Below are 24,062 nucleotides of genomic sequence, written 5' to 3' on the forward strand. Positions count from 1 at the left end.
CGCTTTTGTCAAAGACCTTGCAGCCTTCGTCACCCTTTGCGTCTTCACGATCGGCTCGATCGCCTGGATGGATGTGCTTTCCAGTTTTCTGTGACTGTGATGTGGATTGATCGCGTGTCGGGTTGTCTGCGCCCCCGTTGCTGGTGGATACCGGATCAAGACGAGGGACCACGATGAACTCACCCGGCTTCATTCACCTGCATGTTCATTCTGCATTCTCGCTGCTTGAGGGCGCGCTGCAGTTGGAGGCGATTCTGTCGCTCGCCAAGGAGGACATGCAGCCGGCTCTAGGCATCGCCGACACCGGGAATCTGTTCGGAGCGCTCGAATTCTCGGAAAAGGCGGCGAAGAAGGGTATCCAGCCCCTGATCGGTTGCGAACTGCCGGTCGACTTCGCGGCCGCCGAAGAGCGGACCAATGAGCGTGGCTTTCAGGGCTGGCGCGGGAAATCGAGCGTCGTCCTGATGGCGGCAACCGAAACCGGCTTCCGGAATCTGTCTGACCTGGTCAGCAAGTCCTATCTAGAAGGTGACGATGGGCTTGCGCAGGCGAGGTTGGACTGGATGACCCCCCAGGCGCTCGAAGGCATCATTTGTCTGAGCGGTGGACCGGAGGGCGCAGTCGACGCCGCGTTTGCCGCGGGGCACGAGATTAATGCCGGCAAGCGCCTGGACCGACTGCGCGAGCTATTCGGGGACCGCTTCTATATCGAACTGCAGCGCCACGGACGGCCGCAGGAAGCAACTGTCGAGCCGCGACTGATCGACTATGCCTATCGTCACGGCATCCCGCTGGTCGCGACGAACGAACCGTTTTTCAAGAAGTCAGATGATTACGAAGCGCACGATGCATTGCTGGCCATAGCTGGCGGCACCGTGCTGGCGCAAACCGAGAGGCGCAAGCTGAGCGATCAGCATCATTTCAAGACGCGCGCTGAAATGATGGAGCTGTTCTCGGACCTGCCGGAAGCGCTCGAGAACACTGTCGAGATTGCGCGCAGGGTGAGCTATCGGCCGCGCACGAGGGGGCCAATACTTCCGAAGTTCGCCGCAGCGGTTGATGTCGGCGAGGACGAGGCGGTGGCCGCCGAGGCCGCGGCCCTTCGCGAGATGGCCGAGGAGGGGCTGGCGCGACGGCTGGAGACCGTTGGACCGGCGCCAGGCAAGTCCATCGAAGAGTATCGCGAGCGCCTTGCGATGGAACTCGACATTATCCAGAGCATGAAGTTTCCCGGCTACTTCCTGATCGTCGCCGACTTCATTCAGTGGGCCAAGTCCCGTGATATTCCGGTGGGGCCGGGGCGTGGCTCCGGCGCGGGGTCTCTCGTGGCCTACAGCACCACAATCACCGACCTCGACCCGTTGCGCTATAATCTGCTGTTCGAACGCTTCCTCAACCCGGAACGCGTTTCGATGCCCGACTTCGACATCGATTTCTGCCAGGACCGCCGCGAAGAGGTGATTCGCTACGTCCAAGACAAGTACGGCACGAAGCAGGTCGCGCAGATCATCACGTTCGGAACATTGCAGGCGCGGGCCGTCCTGCGTGACGTCGGTCGTGTGCTGCAAATGCCGTATGGGCAGGTGGACCGCATCTGCAAACTCGTGCCCGCGAACCCAGCGGACCCTTGGTCGATCGAGCGCACGATGAAAGAGGAGCCGCAGTTCCGCATGATGGCGGAACGTGACGAGACTGTTGGCTATTTGGTCTCGATTGCGCGCAAGCTCGAGGGGCTATATCGCCACGCTTCGACTCACGCCGCCGGCATCGTCATTGGCGACCGACCGCTGGAAGAGCTGGTGCCGCTTTATCGCGATCCGCGCTCTGACATGCCGGTTACCCAATACAATCTGAAGTGGGTGGAGCCTGCCGGCCTCGTCAAATTCGACTTTCTTGGTCTCAAGACCCTGACGACCATCAAATACGCCGTCGAGATGGTGAAAGCTGCCGGCACAGATCTCGATATCGATGCCATTCCCATTGATGACGCTGAGACCTATCAGCTTTATGCACGCGGCGACACGTACGGCATATTCCAGTTCGAAAGTGCCGGCATGCGCCGCGCCCTCATGGATCTGAAGCCCGACCGGATTGAAGACCTGATTGCGATGAACGCCCTCTATCGGCCCGGTCCGATGGATAATATCCCCAGCTTCATCGACCGTAAGCATGGCCGCGAACCGGTAGAGTATCCGCACGCGACGCTGAGTGAGGTGCTCGACGAGACGTACGGCATCATTGTCTACCAGGAACAGGTGATGCAGATCGCGCAGCTGCTATCCGGTTATTCGCTCGGCGAAGCGGACATGCTGCGACGAGCGATGGGCAAGAAGATCAAGGCGGAGATGGACAAGCAACGTGTCCGTTTCCGTGAAGGGGCGCTCAAGAACGAACTGAGCGAAAACCTGGCCGACACCATTTTTGACCTGCTGGCCAAGTTTGCCAATTATGGCTTCAACAAGAGCCACGCTGCAGCCTACGCCTGGGTCTCTTATCAAACGGCTTATCTCAAGCAGCACCACCCGCATGAGTTTTACGCCGCGTCGATGACGCTCGACATGGGCAATACCGACAAGCTCTCGGACTACCGGCGCGAAGCGATGAAAAAGGGCATCGAAGTCGTCCCGCCTTGTATCAATCGCTCCGAGACGTTGTTCTCCGTCAAGCGCAAGTGCATCTACTATGCGCTCAGTGCCGTGAAGGGCGTCGGGCGGCAGGTTGCCGAGCATATCGTCGAGGCGCGGGGCGACGTCCCGTTCAAGGACCTGGCGGATTTTGCCGGCCGGGTCGATCCGAAGGTGCTCAACAAGCGCACGCTCGAGACGCTGATCAATGCCGGTGCGTTCGACGCGATGGTGGAGCGCAGGGAGCAGGCTGTGGCTGTGATCGACACGATCATCGGCACTGCCCAGCGCAATGCCTCGGATCGCAGCGATGGCATCATCGATATGTTTGCTGCCGATGTGCCCGAGCCGATTGTAGTTCCACCGAATGTGCCGGCGTGGCCGATGGCCGAACGCGCAGACCGCGAGCGCAACGCTATTGGTTTTCACCTTTCTGCTCATCCTCTCGATGCGTATTCGGATGTCTTCGATCGGCTGCGCGTACAGCAATGGACGGAGTTCGAGCGCGCGGTGAAGGAGGGGGCATCGGCCGGGCGGCTGGCGGGAACTGTCTCCGCCCGACAGGACCGGCGAACCCGCAAGGGGACCCCGATGATGATCGTGACGTTGTCGGACCAGAGCGGCAGTTACGAATGCATCGGCTTTTCCGAGCAGATCGACCAGTTCGGTTCGTTGTTGCAGACTGGACGCTCGGTCATCCTGCAGGTGTCCGGAGAAGAACGGGCTGAAGGTGTCAGCCTCAGATTGATTTCGGCGGAGCCGCTCGATGCCGTGGCTGAGAAAGTAGATCGCCGCCTGACCGTCTTCGCGGCCGACGTCAAGTGCTTGTCGCCAATTCGTGCGCAGCTCAAGAGCGGGGGCGAAGGGCAGGTCAGCTTCGTGGTGATCCGTGACGGCGGTGCGCGCGAATACGAGATCGAGCTGCCTGGTGGCTTCAAGGTCTCGGCAGAAGTGGCGGGCGGGATCAAGGCACTCGAGGGTGTCACAGATGTCAGGCTGCACTAGCATTGGGCAGGCGGCGGGTTGCGCTTGCGGACAGACTGAGATATAGCGCGCACGCGGTCAAATGCGACCGTATCTCACACACGAGGCAGGCTCGCTTGATTGCGATCCATCCGGTGGCGGAGTGTTCCGTCGCAAGGCCTCGTGGCGGCATAACCGGTAAAGGAGTTTGCCCCAATGGCAATGCCCGATTTTTCTATGCGTCAGCTGCTCGAAGCCGGCGTTCACTTCGGCCACCAGAAGCACCGCTGGAACCCGAAGATGGAACGCTTCATCTTCGGCGTGCGCAACGATGTGCACATCATTGATCTGAGCCAGACCGTTCCGATGCTGAGCCGCGCGCTGCAGCTTGTCAGCGACACCGTCGCCGATGGCGGCCGCGTTCTGTTCGTTGGCACCAAGCGCCAGGCTGCCCCGCTGGTGGCCGATGCTGCCCGCCAGTCGGCTCAGTATTTCGTCAATTCCCGCTGGCTGGGCGGCATGCTCACCAACTGGCAGACCATTTCGCACTCCATCGCGCGCCTGCGCGAACTCGAAGCGATCGAGGCGGAAGGCATGGAAGGGCGCACCAAGAAGGAGCGCCTGATGATGAGCCGTGAAATGGAGCGCCTTGAGCGTGACCTCGGCGGCATCAAGGACATGGGCAATGTGCCCAACCTGCTGTTTGTCATCGACACCAACAAGGAAGCGATCGCGATCAAGGAAGCGCGCCGCCTGGGCATCCCTGTCGTGGCCATCGTTGACACCAATTGCGATCCGGACCTCGTCGATTACCCGATCCCCGGCAATGACGACGCAAGCCGCGCGCTCGAGCTGTACGTCTCGCTGATCTCGCGCGCCGCGATCGACGGGATCGGCCGCTCCTCGAGCGATCTTGGTGTCGATCTCGGAGCGTCCGAGGAAGCCCCGGCGGAAGAGGCTCTTGAAGCCGAATCCGGTTCGGAAGCTGCTGCCGCGAACTGATCCCGTCATACGGGCTACATTCATTTGCTGAAACATGCGGCCCGTCTGTTCGGGCCGCAGCCACGAGGTGAGAACTCATGGAAATCACTGCTGCAATGGTCAAGCAACTTCGCGAGGCCACCGGCGTCGGGATGATGGACTGCAAGAAGGCGCTGGCCGAAACCAATGGCGATATCGACGCTGCGGTTGACTGGCTGCGGACGCGCGGCCTTGCAAAGGCTGCAAAGAAGGCCGATCGCGTTGCTGCTGAAGGTCTTGTCGGTGTCGCAACCGATGGCACGCGCTCTGCGATCGTCGAAATCAATTCTGAAACCGACTTCGTTGCCCGCAACGAACAGTTCCAGACGATCGTGAGCGACGTTGCAAAGCTGGCGCTCGACAGCGATGGCGACGTCGTCAAGCTTGGCGAAATGCCCTATCCGGGCAGCGGCCACTCGGTTTCTGCCGAACTGACCGAAGCAATCGCCAAGATTGGCGAGAACATGAACCTGCGCCGCACCGAGACTGTCTCGGTCAGCGATGGTGTCGTGTCGAGCTATGTTCACTCCGCGGTCAAGGACGGCCTCGGCAAGATCGGCATCCTCGTCGCGCTGGAATCGACCGGCGACAAGGACAAGCTGAATGCGCTTGGCCGTCAGATCGCCATGCACATCGCAGCCACCAATCCGCTCTCGATCTCCCCTGACGACCTCGATCAGGCTGCCGTGGAGCGCGAGCGCGCTATCTTCTCTGAACAGGCGCGCGAATCCGGCAAGCCTGCCGAAATCGTCGAGAAGATGGTCGAAGGCCGTATCCGCAAGTACTACGAAGAAGTCACGCTTCTGGCGCAGACCTTCGTTATCGACGGCGAGACCAAGGTCGGCGATGTGATCAAGAACGCTGAGAAGGACGCAGGCGCTCCGATCAAGCTGACGCGGTTCGTGCGCTATGCGCTCGGCGAAGGCATCGAGAAGCAGGAATCGGATTTTGCTGCTGAAGTTGCAGCGACTGCCGGTAACTGATCGGCAGAGCGCGTAGATGAAGGGGCGGGCCTTGGGCCCGCCTTTTTTGTGTTTGAGTTGTCACATGCGGCTGTTTGCAAAGCGGCCCGATCGTGCGATATCGGCGTCCGATCCATTTCGACCCGCAAGAATACTGAAGGACTGTTCATGTCGCCTGCCTACAAGCGGATCCTGCTGAAAGTTTCCGGTGAGGCCCTGGCGGGCGACAAGAGCTTTGGAATCGAGACCGATTTCCTTCAGGCGATTGCCAAGCAGGTCGCGCAGCTTGCTCAGCAAGGCATGCAGGTGGCCATCGTGGTCGGCGGTGGCAACATCTTTCGCGGCATGGCAGGCGCGGCCGATGGCACAGACCGAGTGACCGCTGATCTGATGGGTATGCTCGGCACCATTATCAATGCTTTGGCGCTCTCGAATGCCATTAGCCGTCAGGGCGCCAAGTCGAAGGTGTATAGCGCCGTCACCATGCCTGCCGTCGCCGAAAACTTCACGGCCCGCGAAGCAAAGCAGGCACTTGATGACGGCTACGTCGTCGTGTGTGGCGGCGGAACCGGCAATCCTTTCTTCACGACCGACACTGCTGCTGCCCTCAAGGCCATCGAGCTCGAGTGTGACGTGATGCTGAAAGGGACGAAGGTCGACGGTGTTTACACTGCCGATCCGATGACCGATCCCTCGGCCGAGCGATACGACACGGTCAGCTATGAGGAAGTCATTAGCCGGGATCTGCGGGTCATGGACACGGCGGCCTTTGCCCTTGCCCGTGACAACGGCTTGCCCATAATTGTCTATGCATTGGACGACAAGGCAGGCGTTGTCGGTGTATTGAACGGCGATACGCGGAGTACCCGCGTTGGCCCGGTATAGAGAGGACCAAACCTTATGGCTGAAGAGTTTTCACTCGCCGATCTCAAGTCGCGCATGAACAAGTCAATCGTCTCGCTAAAAGATGAATTGGCGGGTCTGCGCACGGGGCGCGCCAGCGCCAGCCTGCTCGAGCCGGTTCAGGTCGAGGCCTATGGCTCGCGCATGCCTTTGAATCAGGTGGCGACAGTTACGGTGCCGGAGGCGCGCATGCTCTCCGTGCAAGTTTGGGATCGTTCGATGGCCAGCGCGGTGGAAAAAGCTATCCGCGACAGTGGACTTGGGCTGAACCCCGCTGCAGAGGGGCAGGTCATTCGCGTACCGCTGCCAGAACTCAATGAAGAGCGGCGGCGCGAGCTGACAAAGGTCGCCCACAACTATGCAGAGCAGGCACGCGTTGCAGTGCGGCACGTGCGTCGCGATGGGATGGATCTGCTGAAGAAGGCAGAAAAGGATGGCGATATGGGCCAGGACGAAGCCCGAAGCCAGTCCGAGTTGGTTCAGAAGGCTACAGACGAAGCGGTGTCCGAGATCGATACGATCGTGGCTACCAAGGAAAAAGAAATCATGCAGGTGTAGAGCACGCCCTCAGCTGCTCGGGAGCGCCACAGCATGCAATCGGACCCAGCACTTACGACCACATCCCCGCGCCAACGTTTGCGCGTGCCCCGTCATTTGGGCGTCATCATGGACGGCAATGGGCGCTGGGCGGCAGCTCGTGGCAAGCGTCGGACAGAAGGTCACGTCGCTGGGGTCAAGGCGCTGCGTGGTCTTGTCGAACTGTGTATTTCCTACGGTGTGAAGCACCTTACTGTATTCAGTTTCTCCTCGGAAAACTGGTCGCGTCCCGCAGAGGAAGTGTCATTCATCTTCAACCTGTTGCGTCGCTTCGTTGCATCGGACCTTCAGCGCTTGATCCGCAACAATGTGCGCGTGCGCATCATCGGGTCTCGTCGCGGGCTCGAGCCGTCGCTTGTCAGGATTATCGATGATGTCGAAGCTCAGACAGCAGGCAATACCGGCCTAACGCTGATCGTTGCTTTCAACTATGGCGGCAAGGCGGAGCTTACCGAAGCGACGCGGCAGATAGCCGAAGCCGTCGCACGCGGCGACTTGAAGCCCTCCGACATCACAGAAGAGACCGTGTCGTCGGCCCTGTTTACCTCGGGGCTGCCCGACCCCGATGTGATCGTGCGCACCAGCGGTGAACAGCGGATATCGAACTTTCTGCTTTGGCAGTCTGCCTATTCGGAATTCATCTTTGTCGACGAATGCTGGCCCGATTTTGGCGAAGAGGCATTCCTGCGCGTGCTTGAGACCTATGCGCTCCGTGAGCGACGCTATGGTGGCGTCGAGGCGCAAGAGCCTTGAACGACGAGAATAAATCCGCGCAATCGGCCTCCGGTCGCAGTTGGGGAGATCTGGGCCCACGGCTGGGCTCAGCTGCTGTGCTCATCGCCGTAACCCTGGGTTGTGTGGTCGCTGGCGGCTGGTTTTTCTCAGGGTTTGTCGCGGTTCTGTTCGCCGGCCTGTTTCGTGAGTGGGAGACAATGGTCACCCGATCGCAAATGCGTCCGCGGGCCTATCTCTACCTGACACTCATCGCGCTTGCCGCTGTTCTTTACCCACTGCTTGGTTGGCTGGGAACATTTGGGTTGATGGCGGCGACGGCGCTGATTGCCGCTGCCACGGACGGTAAGTATCGCTGGTGGCGCCTGGCCGGACTGGCATTCCTTTGCGTTTTCATGCTCGCCTTGCTGATGTTGAGAGGATCAACAGGCGCAGGTATTCTCGTGGCTGTTTACGTTCTCAGCGTGGTCTGGGTTACGGACTCAGCGGCCTTTTTCACCGGCCGCCAGATCGGGGGAGAAAAGCTTGCCCCTGGAATATCTCCTTCGAAGACATGGTCCGGGGCTCTTGGTGGCCTGGCGCTCGGAACGATTGCTGGAACCGTTGCCTGGTTCTTCCTGGCGGAGGGGCCACTTTGGTTGGGTGCCTTGTTCTCCGCCATCATCAGCGTTCTGGGGCAGGGCGGCGACCTGGCGGAAAGTGCCATCAAGCGCCACTTCAAGATCAAGGATAGTGGAGACATTATCCCCGGTCACGGTGGACTTATGGACCGCCTCGACAGCCTAACATTGGGCGCAATTTTTGTTGCTATTGTGGGGCTGATACACGGCGGGACTGCTTCGATTCCGCATGGGTTTCTGTATTGGTGAGCCGTCGCGCGGCACAAAGATCAAGGTGTTGATATGTTCGATTTCGCGTTCTGGCTGTTCTCTTACATAATCCCGTTTCTCGCAATTCTGACAGTTATCGTCTTTGTCCATGAGATGGGTCACTATCTCGTCGCCCGCTGGAATGGCGTTGCGATCGATGCGTTCTCGATCGGGTTCGGACCAGAGCTGTTCGGCTGGAACGATAAGGCAGGGACCAGATGGCGGGTCGCGGCGATCCCGCTTGGCGGCTATGTGAAGTTCACCGGTGACGCGAACGCAGCCAGTGTGCCTGATCCGAGCGCTTCACAAAACGTGCCGCCTGAGCTCGCGCCACGGCTGTTCGCCAACAAATCGGTCTGGCGCCGGATTGCCATTGTGGTCGCGGGGCCGGCCGCCAATGTGCTCCTGACCTTCGTGATTCTCTACGGCATGCTGGTCGGATATGGGCGTTACACGATCCCGCCGGTTGTAGGCGAAGTCGTCGCCGAATCGGCGGCCGCCGAAGCCGGACTTCAGACAGGCGACGAGATTCTTAGCGTTGACGGATATTCGGTGCGCGGATTCTCGGATTTTCAGCGGCTGATCGCCACGAGCCCGGAACGGCCGGTGAGCATTCAGTTTGAGCGAGACGGCGCGACGCAGACAGTTGTCGCGACGCCCGATCCCGTCGAGGTTGAAGACCGATTCGGTAACAGACAGAGAATCGGCCAGCTCGGCGTGTCGCGCGATGTCGCCGAAGAAGACATGACGCTCTACCGCCCGGGCCCCATAGAAGCTGTGGGGATGACGTTCGAGGAAATAGTCTTCATCGTCGACAGGACGGCGGCGTTCCTTGGAGACTTCTTTGTGGGGCGCGGCGATGTCGAGCAACTTGGTGGGCCGGTCAAGATCGCCAAGGTTTCCGGCGAGATGGCGACGCTAGGCATTCTGGCTCTGGTTAACCTGACCGCGCTGTTGTCGCTGAACATCGGAATTATCAACCTGCTGCCGATCCCCATGCTGGACGGGGGACATCTTCTGTACTACCTGATCGAAGCGGTTCGGGGGCGGCCGCTCAGCATGAGGGTGCAGGAACTGGGGTACCGGTTCGGCTTCGCTCTCGTGCTGGCGTTGATGGTATTTACACTGGTCAACGATACGCTGCTGGCATACCTTCGCGCAGCTGGGTAACAGGCCTGTTAAGGCCCTGTTTACCTAGGTTCGCAAGGTGTTGCACGAATACAAGACGGCGAATGATTTGCTAACCTCGCGCAGGCTCTTGCCTTGCCCTTGGTTAAAAGATCAGTAAAACCGTTGATGGAGTATGCTTGGGGGAGCGCTGCGATTAGCGGGTCCCGAAGCCTAGGTCGCAGAAGGCAAGAGAGAACATGATTCAACTCACCAAGCTGACGCGAGGGGCGCTTCTGGCAGTCGCCGTGTTGGCCGCCGCACCGTTCGCGGGGGCGAACGTTGCAATTGTTGGCGTCCAGTCCGTTCAGGCCCAGGAGCAGCTTGTTGCCTCTGTGCTTTTCGAGGGCAATCGGCGGTTTTCCGACGCTCAACTGCTCGATATGGTCGATGTCAGCGCGACCGGGTTGTACACCCAGCAGCGGCTGAATTCCGACATCGAGAGTATCCGCCGAGCCTATGACGACGACGGCTTTACCCGGGTGAACGTTTCGGCACGCACCGAGGCGGTCGCCGATGGTCGCGTTCGAGTAATCTTTCAAGTCGAGGAGGGTGATCGCGCTGGCGTGGCGGCGATTAATTTCACCGGCAACAATTCAATCAGCTCGGGTAACCTCAAGGGCGCTATCCGTACCAAGGAAACCGGTATTCTCAGCTGGCTGGTGCGCGACGACACCTATAGCGATCAGCAGATCGGTATCGATCGCGAACTCATCCGTCTGTACTACGCCAACCGCGGCTTTCCTGATACCCAGGTGAACTCGGTGGGTGAATACGACCCGCAGCGCAATGCCTACTTCATCAATTTCACCATCGATGAGGGCCAGCGCTACCAGTTTGGCCAGGTCGGCATCGAGACCAGCATTTCCGGGCTGAACACGGATGTTCTTCGCAATGTGGTGGAGACACGGGAAGGTACGACCTACTCGATCTCCGACTTGCAGGAGACGGTTCAGGACATGGCCTATGAGGCGACGGCCCAGGGCTATGCTTTCGCAGATGTGCGTCCGCGGATCGATCGGAACCCGCAGACCGGAACCTTCGACATCACGTATCTCGTTGACGAAGGCCCGCGTGTTTATGTCGAGCGCATCAACATCACCGGCAACGAGAAGACCCGTGATTATGTGATCCGGCGTGAGCTTGAGTTCGGTGAAGGCGACCCCTTCAACCGCTCGATGGTAATCCGTGGCCGGCAGAACATTCGCGATCTAGGGTTCTTCTCCGACGTGAACGTGACCACCCAGCGCGGTAGCGCTGCGGATCAGGTGGTGCTGAACGTTGCAGTGGTTGAGCAGTCGACCGGCCAGTACGGCGCGACCGCCGGTTACTCGACGACTGACGGCATTCTGGGCGAGGTTTCGCTGACGGAGCGCAACTTCCTTGGCCGCGGACAGTATCTCCGCGTTGCACTTGGTGCTTCTGAGAGCGGTCGGACGTTCGACTTCTCCTTCACCGAGCCGCGCTTCATGGGGCTGCGCGTGTCGAGCGGCGTCGATGTCTATCACCGGATCAAGGATGAGACGGACTCGAGCGTTTATGGCTACGAGGCAACAGGCGGGCGTCTGCGGTTCGGCGTGCCGATCACCGATACGCTCAGCGCAACTGCTTTCGTCTCCGGCGAACGCAAGCTGATCGTTGATGAGGATCCGGACAATTCGCTGCTCGTCGACGATGGCGAAGAGTTCTATAAGGCCAGCATCGGCTACACCCTGACCTATGATGGTGTGGACAATGTCGAAGATCCGACCGAGGGTCTCTATGCGACCTTCAGCCAGGAATATATCGGCATCGATCACAGCCTGATCAAAAGCGAAGCTCGTGCGCGTTATTTCATGCCGCTGCTCGACGACAGCGGGATCGTGGCAAGCGTTCGCGGCCAGGCTGGCGTGATCAACGACCTCAGTGGCGACGGTGTTCATGTTGTCGAGGCCTTCAACCCAGGGTCGTCTTTGATCCGTGGTTTCCAGTCTCGTGGCCTTGGCCCGCGTCTGGCGAATGGCGAGTATGTTGGCTCGACCATGTATGCGGGCCTGTCGGCCGAGGTCGAATTCCCGATCCCGGCTCTGCCGGAAAACTACGGGCTGAGTGGCGCCGTTTGGGGCGATGTGGCCTGGGTAGGCGGTACACCGGATCTGCAGGGCAATATCCTCGATCCGGGTAGCGACAACGAGCCGGTCCGCACGTCCGTAGGCGCCTCGCTGATTTGGGACTCGCCTTTCGGTCCGTTGCGCGGCGACTTCGCCCACGTGCTGAACAAGTCCGACTCGGACCGCACGCAGGTCTTCCAGCTCAGCTTGCAGACGCTGCTCTAAGCGGAAAACCGGCGGCAAACAGTAAAGGCCGCGGTGCTCAGCACCGCGGCCTCATTCATGAGTGGCACATGGTCGATACGCGCTTTTATATTTCGCCATCCCCGGTCGGACTCCTGCACCTGCTCGACGAGTGTGGTGGTGAGGCGCCCGAGGACCCGAGAGGAGAGACTCTCGTTATCTCTGGCGCGGATGAGCTGGGAACCGCCGATCACAGCCAGGTCGCACTGGCAGCATCGAAGGCTTACGCGGCGGATCTGCCGCGGACGCGAGCCGGCGCTGTGATTGTCTCAGCTGCTCTTCGTGATCTCGTTCCGGCACATTGCGTGGCAGTCGTGTCTTCGCGCCCCCATGAGCTGTTCGTCGACATTCTCGAGCATCTGTACCCCGCCAGCCTGAAATCGGTGGTAACGGCAGAGCGCCCAGATCTGGCCGAGCCGCTTATCGAGGCGGATGTCCATCTCGGTCCGAATGTCATCATAGGACGTGGCGCGGAAATCGGGCGCAATACGGTGATCGGCCCCAACACCGTCATCGGCGCCGGGGTCACCATAGGCCGGGATTCAATCATCGGCGCGAACTGCACGATCCATTGTAGCCATCTCGGTAATCGGGTCACGGTGCACCCGGGCGCACGCCTTGGAACGGAAGGATTCGGCTGGCTGGGCCATGGCACAACCAACCGCAAGATCCCTCAGCTTGGCAGGCTGATCGTTCAGGACGCCTGCGAGATCGGCCCTAATGCCACGCTCGACCGTGGCGCGCTTGGCGACACCGTCATCGGCGAAGGGACCAAGCTCGGTAATGGCGTCGTCATCGGGCACAATTCGCGCCTCGGTCGAAATTGCCTTCTGGCCCCGACAACCGGCCTCGCCGGCACCACAGTGCTCGGCGATGGCGTGGTCATGGGAGCCGGGGTCGGCACCTCCGGACATCTGTCAATTGGCGATGGCGCGATCGTTTACGCGCGTGCCGCTGTGACCAAGGACTGGCCTGCCGGCGTGAAGCTTGCCGGAGCTCCCGCTCAGGATATAAAGGACTTCTGGAGGGAGATTGCGACCGTGCGACGACTGACCAAAGGGGACCAGCGCTGATGGAACTTGAGACTAGCGACGTGCCGCCGAAGGCGCTTTCCACCCTCGACATCTTGAAGATCCTGGAGTGTCTGCCGCACAGGTATCCATTCTTGATGATTGACCGGATCATCGACATCGATGGCGATGAGTCGGCGACCGGCATCAAGAACGTCACGTACAACGAGCCGATCTTTCAGGGGCACTTTCCGGGCAAACCGATTTTCCCCGGTGTCCTTATCATCGAGGGCATGGCGCAAACCGCGGGCGCCATTGTGATCGCCAACGATTCGATGTCAGGCAAGAAGAACATCGTTCTCATGCTGACGATCGATAAGGCGAAGTTCCGCCGTCCTGCTGAGCCGGGCGACAAGCTCGAATACAGGATCAAGAAGATCCAGCGGCGTCGCAACGTCGGTCGCTATGAAGCCAAGGCTGTTGTGGACGGTGTCGTGGTTGCCGAAGCAGAAATCGGCGCCATGATGGTCGAGGCGGAATAGTGGCTGATATTCATCCCACCGCGATCGTCGCGCCGGGCGCAAGTCTGGCTGATGGTGTGAAGATAGGGCCTTTCTGCATCGTTGGTGAACACGTCACGCTCGGTCGCGATGTCGAGCTGATTTCCCACGTATCGATCGACGGGCATACCGATATCGGTTCCGGGTCGCGACTATTCCCTTTTGCATCCATCGGCCATCAGCCGCAGGATCTCAAATATGAGGGAGAGGCATCGCGCGTGGTGATCGGCGAGCGCTGCATGATCCGCGAAGCCGTGACGATCAATCCCGGCACCAAAGGTGGCGGCATGCTCACCCAGGTGGGCAATGACTGTCTGATCATGGCCAACGCCCATGTCGCGCATGACAGCATATTGGGCGACAACGTCATCCTGGCAAACTATGTCGGCATTGCGGGGCACTGTGTTGTCGGAAACAATGTCACGTTCGGTGGTATCGTGGTGGTGCACCAGCGCACGCGCATTGGCGATCACGCATTCATTGGCGCGCAAAGCATGATCGATGGTGATGTGATTCCGTACGGGATGGCACTCGGCAACCGCGCGAATCTTGCAGGGCTTAACATCGTCGGCCTCAAGCGGCGCGGGTTCGAACGTGAGGAAATCCATAGGCTGCGCGCGGCCTATAGAATGATCTTCTCCGCTGAAGGAACGCTGCGCGAGCGCGTCGATGACGCTGCAGAGTTCTTCAAGGGCGATCGGCTTGTGATGAACGTCGTCAACTTCGTTCTCGAGGCGTCGGAACGGCCGATCCTCATGCCGCGCAACGGCCACAGCGAATCCTGATGGCGCGCAGGCTCTCGATCCTCGCGGGTTCGGGGGACTTGGTGGGCCAGGTTGTCGAAGCCGCCAAACGGGCTGGTGACCGTATACAGGTTCTGGCCCTTGCCACGAGATCTCCGATTGAGGGCACGAAGCATGTGACCGCGGATATCGGCAATCCGCTGGGAATACTGTTCTCTTTGCGCATGTTCCGTACCACTCATATCGTCATGGCCGGGGGCGTTGTCCTGCCGGACACTGCTCGGGAAGGCCTTTTACGCTTTGCCAATCGCAATACTTCGGAAAAGGCAGCTGCGCCGCCGGAACGCACGGTCGGTGATGGGGCTCTGTCCGGTATCGGCAAGACAATAAAGACGCTCACTGGAGCTGAATTGATCGGCGTGCAGGACCTTTGTCCGGACCTTCTGGCGCCCGCAGGGCATATTGCCGGACCACAACTATCTGCTCAGAGTAGTGAGGATTGCCGCTGGGCCTTATCGCGAGCGCGGGAAGCAGGGCGGCTTGATCTCGGGCAGGCCCTGGTGACATGCGGGCGCCGCATGATAGCCGTTGAGGACATCGGTGGCACGGACGACCTCATTCGACGCTGCGGCAGCTTGAAGCGTGATGGGCGCGCGGGTGACGGTCGCGATGCCCTTATACTGGCAAAGGCGCCCAAGCCGGATCAGCCGCTCTATATCGACCTGCCTGCTATCGGACCAGATACCATCCGCAATTGCGCCGATGCAGGAATCGGTCTTGTCGTCGTTCAGGCGGGACGGTCGCTGGTGATCGAGCGCTCGAGCGTCGAGGCCGAAGCCGTGAGGGCAGGGATTTCAATCGTCGGTATCGAGCTGAGTGATGACTGACCCACTACGTCTTTTCATCGTAGCGGGTGAGGCGTCAGGAGACAGGCTTGCCGCCGATCTCGTCCAGGGGCTGAAGGCGCGTATGCCGGTCGAGGTCTCCGGTGTCGGTGGCGAGGAACTGGCGGAGCAGGGGCTGCGGCCGCTGTTTCCGATGGAAGATCTTGCAGTCATGGGTCTCGTGGATGTGCTCGGCCGTCTGCCGCTGCTGCTCTGGCGGGTGCGGCAAACAGCACGCGCAATCGCGGAACAGAAGCCCGACATCGCCGTGCTTGTAGACTCTCAGGAGTTCTCGCGAATGGTCGCAAAGCGTCTGCGATCAATGGGTTATACGGGAAAGTTGATTCTCTATGTCGCACCTTCGGTTTGGGCGCGGTCGCCCGGCCGCGCGGCGCGTTTGGCGCCGCTATTTGATGAGGTGCTCGCGGTTCTGCCATTCGAGCCGAAAGTAATGCGGCAGCTAGGCGGCCCACATACCAGCTATGTCGGCCATCCCTCTCTGAAAGAAGTGTCTGGTTTCACTCGTAGCCCAGCCCCGCAACGTATAGCCCTCTTGCCAGGAAGCCGGGCGGGAGAACTACGCAGGCATCTGCCGATGTTTCGTGCCGCCGTGGCCGAAATCGCAGCGTACGACCCCTCAATGCAGTTCTACATACCCACGCTCGCGCGCACTCGAGAGACGGTTGCTGCGGCCACGGCCGATTGGCCGGTCTCGGTCGAGCGCGTGTCGGATCGGTCGCAGCGGGCGCAACTCTATGCCGAAACGCGAATGGCGCTTTGTGCGGCGGGTACAGCAACGCTGGAGGTGGCGCTTGCAGGCGTCCCGATGGTGATCGTTTACGTGATGGATCGCCCGCAGGCAGTGGTGTACCGGCGCCTCGGCCGGCCGACTGTCGGCCTTCCGAATATTCTGCTGGGCAGAAACGCCGCACCCGAACTGGTGCTCGCGCGGCCCGACGCTCGTCGCGTTGCGAAAGAAGCAGCGGCGCTGGCCAGTGATGCCACGGCCCTCTCGGCCCAGGCAGAGGCGTTCAAGACGCTACGCCAGCTGATGGAGGATGGTGTTGAAGGAGCAGAGCGCCAAGACCCCGCAGAGCGGGTCCTGGCGCATGTGAACCGCTAGCCGTCAGCGGTCGGTGATCGGCTTGTAGTCGCGAGCCGGCGAGCCGTTATAGAGCTGACGCGGGCGGCCAATCTTCTTCTGCGGGTCGCCGATCATTTCCTTCCACTGCGCAATCCAGCCAACCGTGCGCGACATTGCGAAAATCACGGTGAACATGGACGTGGGGAAACCAATCGCGTCGAGGATGATGCCGGAATAGAAATCGACATTGGGATAGAGCTTGCGGTCGACGAAGTAGGGATCTTCGAGTGCGATGCGCTCAAGCTCCTGGGCCACCTGCAGGGTCGGGTTGTTCTCGACACCGAGCAGATCCAGCACTTCCTTGGCCGTCTGCTGCATGACCTTGGCCCGCGGGTCGTAGTTCTTGTAGACGCGGTGGCCGAACCCCATCAGCCGGAACGGATCATTCTTGTCCTTGGCCCGGGCGATGAACTCGGGGATGCGGTCAACGCTGCCGATCTGGCGAAGCATGTTCAGCGCCGCTTCATTCGCTCCGCCGTGAGCCGGTCCCCACAGGCACGCGACACCGGCGGCGATGCAGGCAAACGGGTTGGCATCGGACGAGCCGGACAGACGAACAGTTGAGGTCGAGGCGTTCTGTTCGTGATCGGCATGCAGCGTGAAGATCAGGTCCATTGCGCGGGCAATGGTCGGGTTGATCTTGTATTCTTCTGCCGGCACAGAAAAGCACATGTGCAGGAAGTTTGATGCGTAATCGAGGCCGTTCCGGGGGTAAACGAATGGCTGGCCGACAGAGTACTTGTAGGCCATGGCAGCGATCGTCGGCATCTTCGCGATCATGCGGATCGAGGCGATCTCGCGTTGCTCCGGATCGCTGATGTCGGTTGAGTCGTGGTAGAATGCTGCCATGGCGCCGACCACGCCGGTCATGATCGCCATCGGATGGGCATCACGACGGAAGCCGCGATAGAAATAATGCATCTGCTCGTGCACCATGGTGTGGCGCGTTACGAGCGTGTCGAATTCCGCCAGCTGTGCCTTCGTCGGCAGTTCGCCGTAGAGCAGCAGGTAGCACACCTCGATATAGGAGCTTTCGGCAGCCAGCTGATCGATCGGGTACCCGCGATAGAGCAGTTCGCCCTTGTCCCCATCGATATAGGTGATGGCGCTGTCGCAGGCCGCCGTGGACGTGAATCCCGGATCGTAAGTGAAAAGCCCGGTCTTGGCATAAAGCGAGCGAATATCGATCACGTCAGGGCCTACCGAGCCGGACATGACTGGAAATTCGTACGATTGATCCCCGAGTGTGAGTTTGGCGACTTTGTCAGTCATTGAGCTCTCCTTGATGGTCCCCTCTCACCCGGTAATGACCGGCAGCAGGGCCTCAGTTATTCGGCGAGAATTGCCTGTTTGGGGTATTCTCATTCACCCGGCGAGGCAACAGGGACATGACAGCTCACGTCCCCGTGTTGAGTGCGGCATCCTGGGTCTGATCTGAAAGGCGCGCGAGACTTTCTTCCCGGCCGATCAGCACCATGACTTCGAAGATCCCCGGCGAAACCGTGCGGCCGGTTAGCGCGGCGCGGAGCGGCTGGGCGATCTTTCCGAGCTTCAGACCCTTCTGCTCGGCGAGCGTGCGCATTGAGCCATCTATACTCTCGACGCTCCACTCGTTGAGGCCCTTGAGGACATCGACAGCGTCGGCAAGCAGGCTGCGGGAATCGTCACCGAGGTGCTTTTGCGCTGCTGCGTCCACTGTAAGAGGCCGTTCGACATAGATGAACTGAGCAAGATCGATCAGCTCGAGAACGGTCTTGGCACGCGGCTGCAGTTCCGGAAGCGCGCTCAGCACCGTTTCCTTGTTTGCCAGCAAGCCTGCATGATCTTCAGCGCGACCGACTTCCTCGGCCGTCGAAACCATGACCTCGTAGAGATAGTCCGGCTGCGACTGCCGGATGTAATGTCCGTTGATGTTCTCCAGCTTGACGAAGTCGAACCGCGCCGCGCCCTTGTTGAGCCCGTCGAGATCGAACCACTCGATCATCTGCTCGCTTGAGAACAACTCGTCATCCTCATGGCTCCAGCCGAGGCGTGCCAGGTAGTTGCGCATGGCCTCGGGCAGATAGCCCATCTCCCGGTAAGCCTTGACGCCAAGAGCGCCGTGACGCTTCGAGAGCTTCGCACCATCCGCGCCATGGATCAGCGGAATGTGGGCCATCCCCGGCACCTGCCACCCCATCGCCCGGTAAATGACGATCTGGCGCGCGGCGTTCGTCAGATGGTCGTCGCCACGGATGATGTGGGTCACGCCCATGTCGTGATCATCAACAACCACGGCGAGCATATATGTCGGCGTACCGTCCGACCGCAGGATGATGAAGTCATCGAGGTGCTCGGACTGGAACACCACCTTGCCCTGGACGCTATCGTTGACGACGATCTCGCCCTGCTGCGGCGCTTTAATGCGGATGACCGGCTTTACGCCCTCTGGAGCCTCGCTCGGGTCGCGATCGCGCCAATAACCGTTATAGCGCGGCGCGCGGCCTTCGGCACGCGCAGTCTCGCGCATCTGCGCCAATTCTTCCTGCGAGCAGTAGCACCGATACGCGTGGCCGCTCGCCAGCAGTTCTTCCGCGATCTCAGCGTGACGTGACGCACGGCCGAACTGCAGAACGGGATCGCCATCCCATTCCAATCCAAGCCAACTCAGCCCGTCATAGATCGCCTGGATCGCCGGTTCCGTGGAGCGCTCCCGGTCGGTATCTTCTACGCGCAGCAGCATCTTGCCACCGGTTTTGCGCGCATAGGCCCAGTTGAACAGGGCCGTGCGTGCACTGCCAATATGAAGATACCCGGTGGGCGAGGGAGCGAAGCGTGTAACGACTTGGGACATGACCGCCGAAGAGTTGGACGAAATCGGCCTCGTGTGTACCATAGGTTGACACCAGCGCAAGGGCAGGGACGTGCGCTTTGGCTGGCGCCAGTCGCATGTCGGCAGCTGGGCGCCGGGCAGGGGGCAGATCGAAGGATGAGTGCTGAAGGCGGACTAGGGCCGGGTGCCAGCTCGCCGAAGCGAGACCTGGTGCTGCCGCAATTGCGGCGCCGCCGAGATGTCCTTGGAGTATCGGCCCTCAAGCGTTCGATATCGGACGCTCTGGAGAGCCGGCGTCTGCTGGTTCTCGTGCCGTTTTTTCTTCTGGCCGGCATCGCCGCATATGCGGGTCTTGTTGATGAGCCCGACCCTGCGATTTGGTTGGTCGTGGGGGTTGTCTGCCTCACCTCAGGGCTTGCAACCGCCATGGGCTTCGGATGGATGCGACGTCCGCGGGCGCTTCTGGCGGCATTTGGCTTTGGCCTCTGCCTGTTGCCCGCTCACGCCTATGTCGCTGGAACGCCCATGCTGGGGTTCCCAATTTATGGCGCCTACGAGGCGACAGTGGATCGGGTCCTGTCGCGCGCCCCTGACGCCACCCGCCTCGTGATAGCCAATATTGTCCCTGTGGCAGACGCACCTGATCCTGACCTGAAAAAAGCCCGAGTACTGGTGCGCGGCGATGCGCCGGTTTCGGTCGGAGATCGTATCAGCGCAAATCTTCGGCTTGCCCCTGTGCCTGGCCCTGTGCTGCCCGCAAGCTTCGACAACCAATTTCACGCCTATTTCGAGGGAATAGGGGCCTTCGGAAACGTCACGAGCAATCTGGCCGTGCTCTCTTACGCCGAGGAAGGGGATTTTCTCGCCAACGTCGAGAAGCTGCGCGGAACGATCGCGCGCAGGATCGACGCCGTTCTCACTGGCCAACAAGCCGCCATCGCCCGCGCCATGACTGTCGGCGACCAGAGTCTGATCAGCGACGAGACGCGCGAGGTGATGGCCAATTCCGGCCTGGCGCACATCTATTCGATCTCAGGTTTGCATCTGTCGATTGTGGCCGGCGGCGTATTTGCGCTCTTTCGCTTGGCTCTTGCCGCCTCCGCGGCGTTATCGGCTCGAATCCCGATCAAGAAGCTCGCTGCAGGGGCAGGAATTGCCGCAGCCCTCGGATACCTCCTCCTCGCAGGCGGAATCGGCAACATCCCGGCTTTCCGCTCGACACTGATGCTCGTGCTCGTCTTTGATGCGGTTCTCGCCGGGCGGCGGGCCCTTACGATGCGCAACGTTGCGCTAGCGGCGATCGCGATCATTCTGGTCGATCCAGCCGACGTGTTCCGCGCGAGCTTCCAGCTTTCGTTCGCAGCAGTCGTCGGATTGATCGGAGTTTACGAGACGATGCGTCCCGTCGGACAAGGCGCGCGAGGAGCGTTCAAGCGGGTGCTGGTGTTGTTCATGGCCGCAGCGTTCACGAGTGGCATAGCCGGTGCGGCGACGCTGCTGTTTTCCGCCTATCACTTCCAGCAAACGGCGCCACTCGGTGTTCTGGGGAATGTCTTGGTTCTTCCATTCCTCACCTTCGTCATCATGCCGTTCGGCACGCTCGGCGTTCTTCTTATGCCTGTGGGACTAGAGGCGGCTCCATTGCAGGCTATGGGATGGGGCATCGAGCAGATGCTCTCGATAGCCGCATTCGTAACGGCACTTGGTCAAGGATTGGAGACAAACCCGCTACTCGCGCCCTCTGCGCTGCTGGCAGGCCTTTTCGGGCTCGCCTGGTTTGCTTTCCTAAAGGACCGTTGGCGCTTCGCAGGCCCCGTGCTGGCCCTCACGTGGATAGCAATGTTCGGTTTTGATCACCGCCCGGACATCCTGATCGCCGACAGCACGCAAGCTGTAGCGGTGCGGACTGCCGCCGGCATGGATCTCATGGATGGTCAGACGGGAACGTTCGCCGTCGATGTCTGGTCTGAGCACTATGCGGAGATTATTGGCCCCGAGCTTGCGGGGCGGCAATGCGATACGTTGGCATGCGTCTTTTCCGGAACGGGCTATGCCATGTCACTGATTGAATCCGCCGAGGCGTTCTCCGAAGATTGCTGGCAGTCTGACCTAGTGTTGACGCGCGCATATGCGCCGATCTACTGCCGCGACAACACGCAAGTCATCGACGCTGCGGACCTGCGGCGCGGCGGCGTGCACTGGCTGAGGTGGAATGTCGAGCGGAAGCGGTTCGACGTCAGAACCGCCATCCCTCCCGGCGACAGACCCTGGAGGCCCTAGAGAGCAAGTCTTGGTTCGGTCTGCCCGGCAACGTCGACATTAATTGCGAAGATGCCGCCAGCATGCGGCTCTGCGGCCATCTGTTCATCGGACAGAGTCTTGCGCGCGGTCGTGACGTACAACGTCTTCAGATCCTTGCCGCCAAATGCAGGGCAGGTGACCTGGCTGGCGGGAACTTCAACAATGCGATCCACACTGCCGTCCGGTGCATGACGCACAACGCAATGGCCGCCCCAGCGAGCACTCCAGACATAGCCCTCGCTGTCGACGACTGCCCCATCGGGGCTACCGCGATGATCCCGACAATCGGCAAACTCTTTCCACTCCCCAGTCGGCATTCCAGTGTCCGGGTCGGTCTCGGTAGTCATGATCCGGCCGGTCGGCGTGTCCGCGAAATAGGCGCGCGTTCCGTCTGGCGTGAAACAGGTGGCGTTGGGAATCTTCACGTTGGAAATGATTCTGTTCACTGCGCCGGCCCGGTAATGATAGACGTTGCCCGCGGCCGCATCCTCTTCCTTGCGCATCGTGCCAATCCAGAACGCACCGGACGGGTGGACGCGGCTGTCATTGGCCCGGTTCTTGGGGTCATCGGCTTCTATTTCGACAATCAGCGAGATCTCGCCGCTCTTGAGATCGAGCCGTTTGAGACCGGTTTCTGTGGCAATTGCCAAGGTGTCGGCATCGATAATTGCCGCCGCTGCAGCGCTTTCCGGAAATGCCCAGCTGTTGCGGATTTCGCCATTTTCATCGGCGGCAAACAGGCGCTGGGCGTCGATGTCGAACCAGAAAAGTTCCTGGCGGTCAGGGTGCCAGAAGGGGCCTTCGCCAAGACCACATTGGCAATCGATCAATAGTTGCGCCTGGCTCATGATGTCCTCCCATCATAGGCCGCGACGGCGGCCCGTGCTCGTTCACCGATAGTGTCTACGTCAATCCCGGGCTTGTAGAGATAACTACCAAGCCCGAATCCGGTACATCCGGCGGCAAAGTATTCGGCAAAATTGCCGGGTTCCGCCCCACCAACGGCATATACCGGCATATCTGGTGGCAGCACCGCCTTCATTGCCTTGATGCCGCGGGGACCAAGAACTTCTGCCGGGAAGAATTTGAGCCCATTGGCGCCGCTACGAATGGCTTCAAAGGCATCGGAGGGTGAAAAGACGCCCGGATAGGACGCCAATCCCGCCTCACGCGTCGCGCGGATGACGGCGGCATTCGTATCAGGCGATACAACAAATTGGCCGCCAACGCCGGCGACCGACGTAACGTCTTCGACGCTGAGTACCGTACCGGCGCCAATAAGAGCCTCATGCGAGAACTCGCCCGCAGCCATGCCGATGCTTTTTATGGCATCCGGAGAGTTAAGTGGCACTTCGATCATGGTGATGCCAGCATCGATCAGCGCTCTGCACGCGCTGATGATCTCATCATTCGAGATTCCACGCAGGATCGCGATTATATGTCGGTGCGTCATGGGGGTCTCCTTGCCAGTCTCAGTGTGCGCGGGCAGCGAGCAGTCCTGCAAGCACGGCTTCTGCAGAATCGATGATCCGGCTGCTCCCGCCAAGCCGATGGATGGCCTCTGCATATAACGCGCAGAGCTTTGGCGAACCGATGAGCGGTATCGTCACTTCCGCATTGATGTGACTGCTGCGCGCCCCGACTTCCGAGCCGATCAGCAGTCCGGAAAGATAGCCCGCGCACCAGGCTGGTTCTTTGCCTGAAATGAGAGCTGCAGCACGCACGCCGAACAGATGGGAACTCAGCAATTCTGGCGCTTCCAGACCGATATCGAGGCCGGCAGAAAATCCAGCGTCGCGTTCTGGTCCTTCAGGATTGCCCGACAGGGAATGGCGCAGGATAGAGTGGCTGCCGAGAACTTCATGCAGCTCTCCGGTCATTGCCGTGGTGAAACTGCTGAGCTTATGACGCTCGAGTAGCGCCCATTTAGAGTGCGTACCCGGCATGCACACGACGCCTGAAAAATCGGAAATGAGGCTCGCCAACCCAAGTAGCTGCGTTTCCTCGCCGCGCATCACGTTTTCTTCGCCGGAACGCTTCTGGCAGACTCCTGGTAGGATACTGACCGACAGACCGCTGCCGGCGATCTGTGGCGCAACCGATCCCTGCGATAATCCGCGCAAGTCCGCCGGGGCATCGAGATACGGCGCTTCGAGCCAGCCTTGACGTGCACCGGCCATCCCGCAGATCAGAACCTCGTTCCGGGCGCCGGCGTCAATGCCGTTCTGGCTGAGGATATCGATCAGCACCGGGCCGAACTCGGAAGCAGACAGCTTGCCCATCCCTTTGGGCGACGCGACGTGGAAGGTTACTTCGCCATCAAGCGTCAGTCCCCAAACCCGCAGGTTCGATGTTCCCCAATCAACGGCAACCCAATCGGCCAGCTGCGCCACTATCCCCTCCAACAACTACAAGCTCTGCCACACCCCCTGATGCGG

At 60.3% G+C, this 24,062-nt stretch carries 20 protein-coding genes; 15 read left to right on the top strand and 5 right to left on the bottom strand.

The genetic code is table 11. The annotated features are described in order from the left end of the window. Nucleotides 1–173: 173 nt before the first annotated feature. The 14 genes from dnaE to IE127_RS00615 all read left to right on the top strand — a co-directional run bounded on the left by dnaE (nucleotide 174) and on the right by IE127_RS00615 (nucleotide 16,490). Nucleotides 174–3,629, top strand: a complete 3,456-nt coding sequence (dnaE, locus tag IE127_RS00550; RefSeq protein WP_189422421.1) for a DNA polymerase III subunit alpha — start codon at nucleotides 174–176, stop codon at nucleotides 3,627–3,629. A 174-nt stretch (nucleotides 3,630–3,803) separates the two neighbouring features. Next, entirely contained in the window at nucleotides 3,804–4,589 is a 786-nt protein-coding gene (gene rpsB, locus IE127_RS00555) for a 30S ribosomal protein S2 (protein WP_189422422.1), read from the top strand. A 77-nt stretch (nucleotides 4,590–4,666) separates the two neighbouring features. Next, nucleotides 4,667–5,590 (top strand): translation elongation factor Ts, encoded by a 924-nt coding sequence (gene tsf, locus IE127_RS00560; RefSeq protein WP_189422423.1) that lies wholly within the window; start codon nucleotides 4,667–4,669, stop codon nucleotides 5,588–5,590. Between the two features lie 147 nt (nucleotides 5,591–5,737). Continuing rightward, nucleotides 5,738–6,454: a UMP kinase gene (gene pyrH, locus IE127_RS00565; RefSeq protein ID WP_189422425.1), complete on the top strand. Its 717-nt coding sequence runs from the start codon at nucleotides 5,738–5,740 to the stop codon at nucleotides 6,452–6,454. Nucleotides 6,455–6,469: 15 nt separating this feature from the next. Next, the gene (frr, locus tag IE127_RS00570; protein WP_189422426.1) at nucleotides 6,470–7,030 is read left to right on the top strand and encodes a ribosome recycling factor; all 561 of its coding nucleotides are present in this window, start codon (nucleotides 6,470–6,472) and stop codon (nucleotides 7,028–7,030) included. Nucleotides 7,031–7,063: 33 nt separating this feature from the next. Next, nucleotides 7,064–7,822, top strand: coding sequence for an undecaprenyl pyrophosphate synthase (gene uppS, locus IE127_RS00575; RefSeq protein WP_189422428.1), 759 nt, complete (start codon nucleotides 7,064–7,066; stop codon nucleotides 7,820–7,822). Next, the gene (locus tag IE127_RS00580; protein ID WP_189422430.1) at nucleotides 7,819–8,670 is read left to right on the top strand and encodes a phosphatidate cytidylyltransferase; all 852 of its coding nucleotides are present in this window, start codon (nucleotides 7,819–7,821) and stop codon (nucleotides 8,668–8,670) included. The genes uppS and IE127_RS00580 overlap by 4 nt, the downstream gene beginning before the upstream one ends. 33 nt (nucleotides 8,671–8,703) lie before the next feature. Continuing rightward, nucleotides 8,704–9,840 (top strand): RIP metalloprotease RseP, encoded by a 1,137-nt coding sequence (gene rseP / locus IE127_RS00585; protein ID WP_189422432.1) that lies wholly within the window; start codon nucleotides 8,704–8,706, stop codon nucleotides 9,838–9,840. A 197-nt stretch (nucleotides 9,841–10,037) separates the two neighbouring features. Further along, nucleotides 10,038–12,152: an outer membrane protein assembly factor BamA gene (gene bamA / locus IE127_RS00590; RefSeq protein WP_189422434.1), complete on the top strand. Its 2,115-nt coding sequence runs from the start codon at nucleotides 10,038–10,040 to the stop codon at nucleotides 12,150–12,152. Between the two features lie 68 nt (nucleotides 12,153–12,220). Further along, entirely contained in the window at nucleotides 12,221–13,243 is a 1,023-nt protein-coding gene (gene lpxD / locus IE127_RS00595) for a UDP-3-O-(3-hydroxymyristoyl)glucosamine N-acyltransferase (protein WP_189422436.1), read from the top strand. Further along, entirely contained in the window at nucleotides 13,243–13,722 is a 480-nt protein-coding gene (gene fabZ / locus IE127_RS00600) for a 3-hydroxyacyl-ACP dehydratase FabZ (protein WP_189422438.1), read from the top strand. Before lpxD ends, fabZ begins: the two co-directional genes overlap by 1 nt. Beyond that, on the top strand, nucleotides 13,722–14,525 hold the full coding sequence (gene lpxA / locus IE127_RS00605) for an acyl-ACP--UDP-N-acetylglucosamine O-acyltransferase (RefSeq protein ID WP_189422439.1): 804 nt from the start codon (nucleotides 13,722–13,724) through the stop codon (nucleotides 14,523–14,525). The genes fabZ and lpxA overlap by 1 nt, the downstream gene beginning before the upstream one ends. Then, the gene (locus tag IE127_RS00610; RefSeq protein ID WP_189422441.1) at nucleotides 14,525–15,370 is read left to right on the top strand and encodes an LpxI family protein; all 846 of its coding nucleotides are present in this window, start codon (nucleotides 14,525–14,527) and stop codon (nucleotides 15,368–15,370) included. Before lpxA ends, IE127_RS00610 begins: the two co-directional genes overlap by 1 nt. Next, complete coding sequence (locus tag IE127_RS00615; RefSeq protein ID WP_189422442.1) at nucleotides 15,363–16,490, top strand: lipid-A-disaccharide synthase; 1,128 nt, start codon at nucleotides 15,363–15,365, stop codon at nucleotides 16,488–16,490. The genes IE127_RS00610 and IE127_RS00615 overlap by 8 nt, the downstream gene beginning before the upstream one ends. A 3-nt stretch (nucleotides 16,491–16,493) precedes the next feature. Here IE127_RS00615 and gltA read toward each other — a convergent pair whose 3' ends face one another. Together gltA and gltX are read right to left on the bottom strand one after the other, a co-directional pair. Then, nucleotides 16,494–17,783: a citrate synthase gene (gltA, locus tag IE127_RS00620; RefSeq protein ID WP_189422444.1), complete on the bottom strand. Its 1,290-nt coding sequence runs from the start codon at nucleotides 17,781–17,783 to the stop codon at nucleotides 16,494–16,496. A 124-nt stretch (nucleotides 17,784–17,907) separates the two neighbouring features. Next, a complete protein-coding gene (gene gltX, locus IE127_RS00625) occupies nucleotides 17,908–19,344 on the bottom strand; it encodes a glutamate--tRNA ligase (protein ID WP_373297261.1) in 1,437 nt (478 codons plus the stop codon). A gap of 135 nt (nucleotides 19,345–19,479) precedes the next feature. On the opposite strand from gltX, the gene IE127_RS00630 reads away from it, so the two are divergent. After that, nucleotides 19,480–21,603, top strand: a complete 2,124-nt coding sequence (locus IE127_RS00630) for a ComEC/Rec2 family competence protein (RefSeq protein ID WP_189422447.1) — start codon at nucleotides 19,480–19,482, stop codon at nucleotides 21,601–21,603. Here IE127_RS00630 and IE127_RS00635 read toward each other — a convergent pair. Genes IE127_RS00635 through IE127_RS00645 form a run of 3 tightly spaced genes read right to left on the bottom strand, consistent with a single transcriptional unit; the run spans nucleotide 21,600 to nucleotide 24,017 of the window. Then, entirely contained in the window at nucleotides 21,600–22,472 is an 873-nt protein-coding gene (locus tag IE127_RS00635; RefSeq protein ID WP_189422448.1) for an SMP-30/gluconolactonase/LRE family protein, read from the bottom strand. The two genes, IE127_RS00630 and IE127_RS00635, sit on opposite strands and share 4 nt — an antisense overlap. Next, nucleotides 22,469–23,077, bottom strand: coding sequence for a 2-dehydro-3-deoxy-6-phosphogalactonate aldolase (locus IE127_RS00640; RefSeq protein ID WP_189422449.1), 609 nt, complete (start codon nucleotides 23,075–23,077; stop codon nucleotides 22,469–22,471). Before IE127_RS00640 ends, IE127_RS00635 begins: the two co-directional genes overlap by 4 nt. A gap of 19 nt (nucleotides 23,078–23,096) precedes the next feature. Next, nucleotides 23,097–24,017 carry a 2-dehydro-3-deoxygalactonokinase gene (locus IE127_RS00645; RefSeq protein WP_189422450.1) on the bottom strand — a complete coding sequence of 307 codons (921 nt, stop codon included), beginning with the start codon at nucleotides 24,015–24,017 and terminating at the stop codon, nucleotides 23,097–23,099. Nucleotides 24,018–24,062: the final 45 nt, after the last annotated feature.

The organism is Devosia pacifica, assembly GCF_014652635.1.
Taxonomy (GTDB): domain Bacteria; phylum Pseudomonadota; class Alphaproteobacteria; order Rhizobiales; family Devosiaceae; genus Devosia; species Devosia pacifica.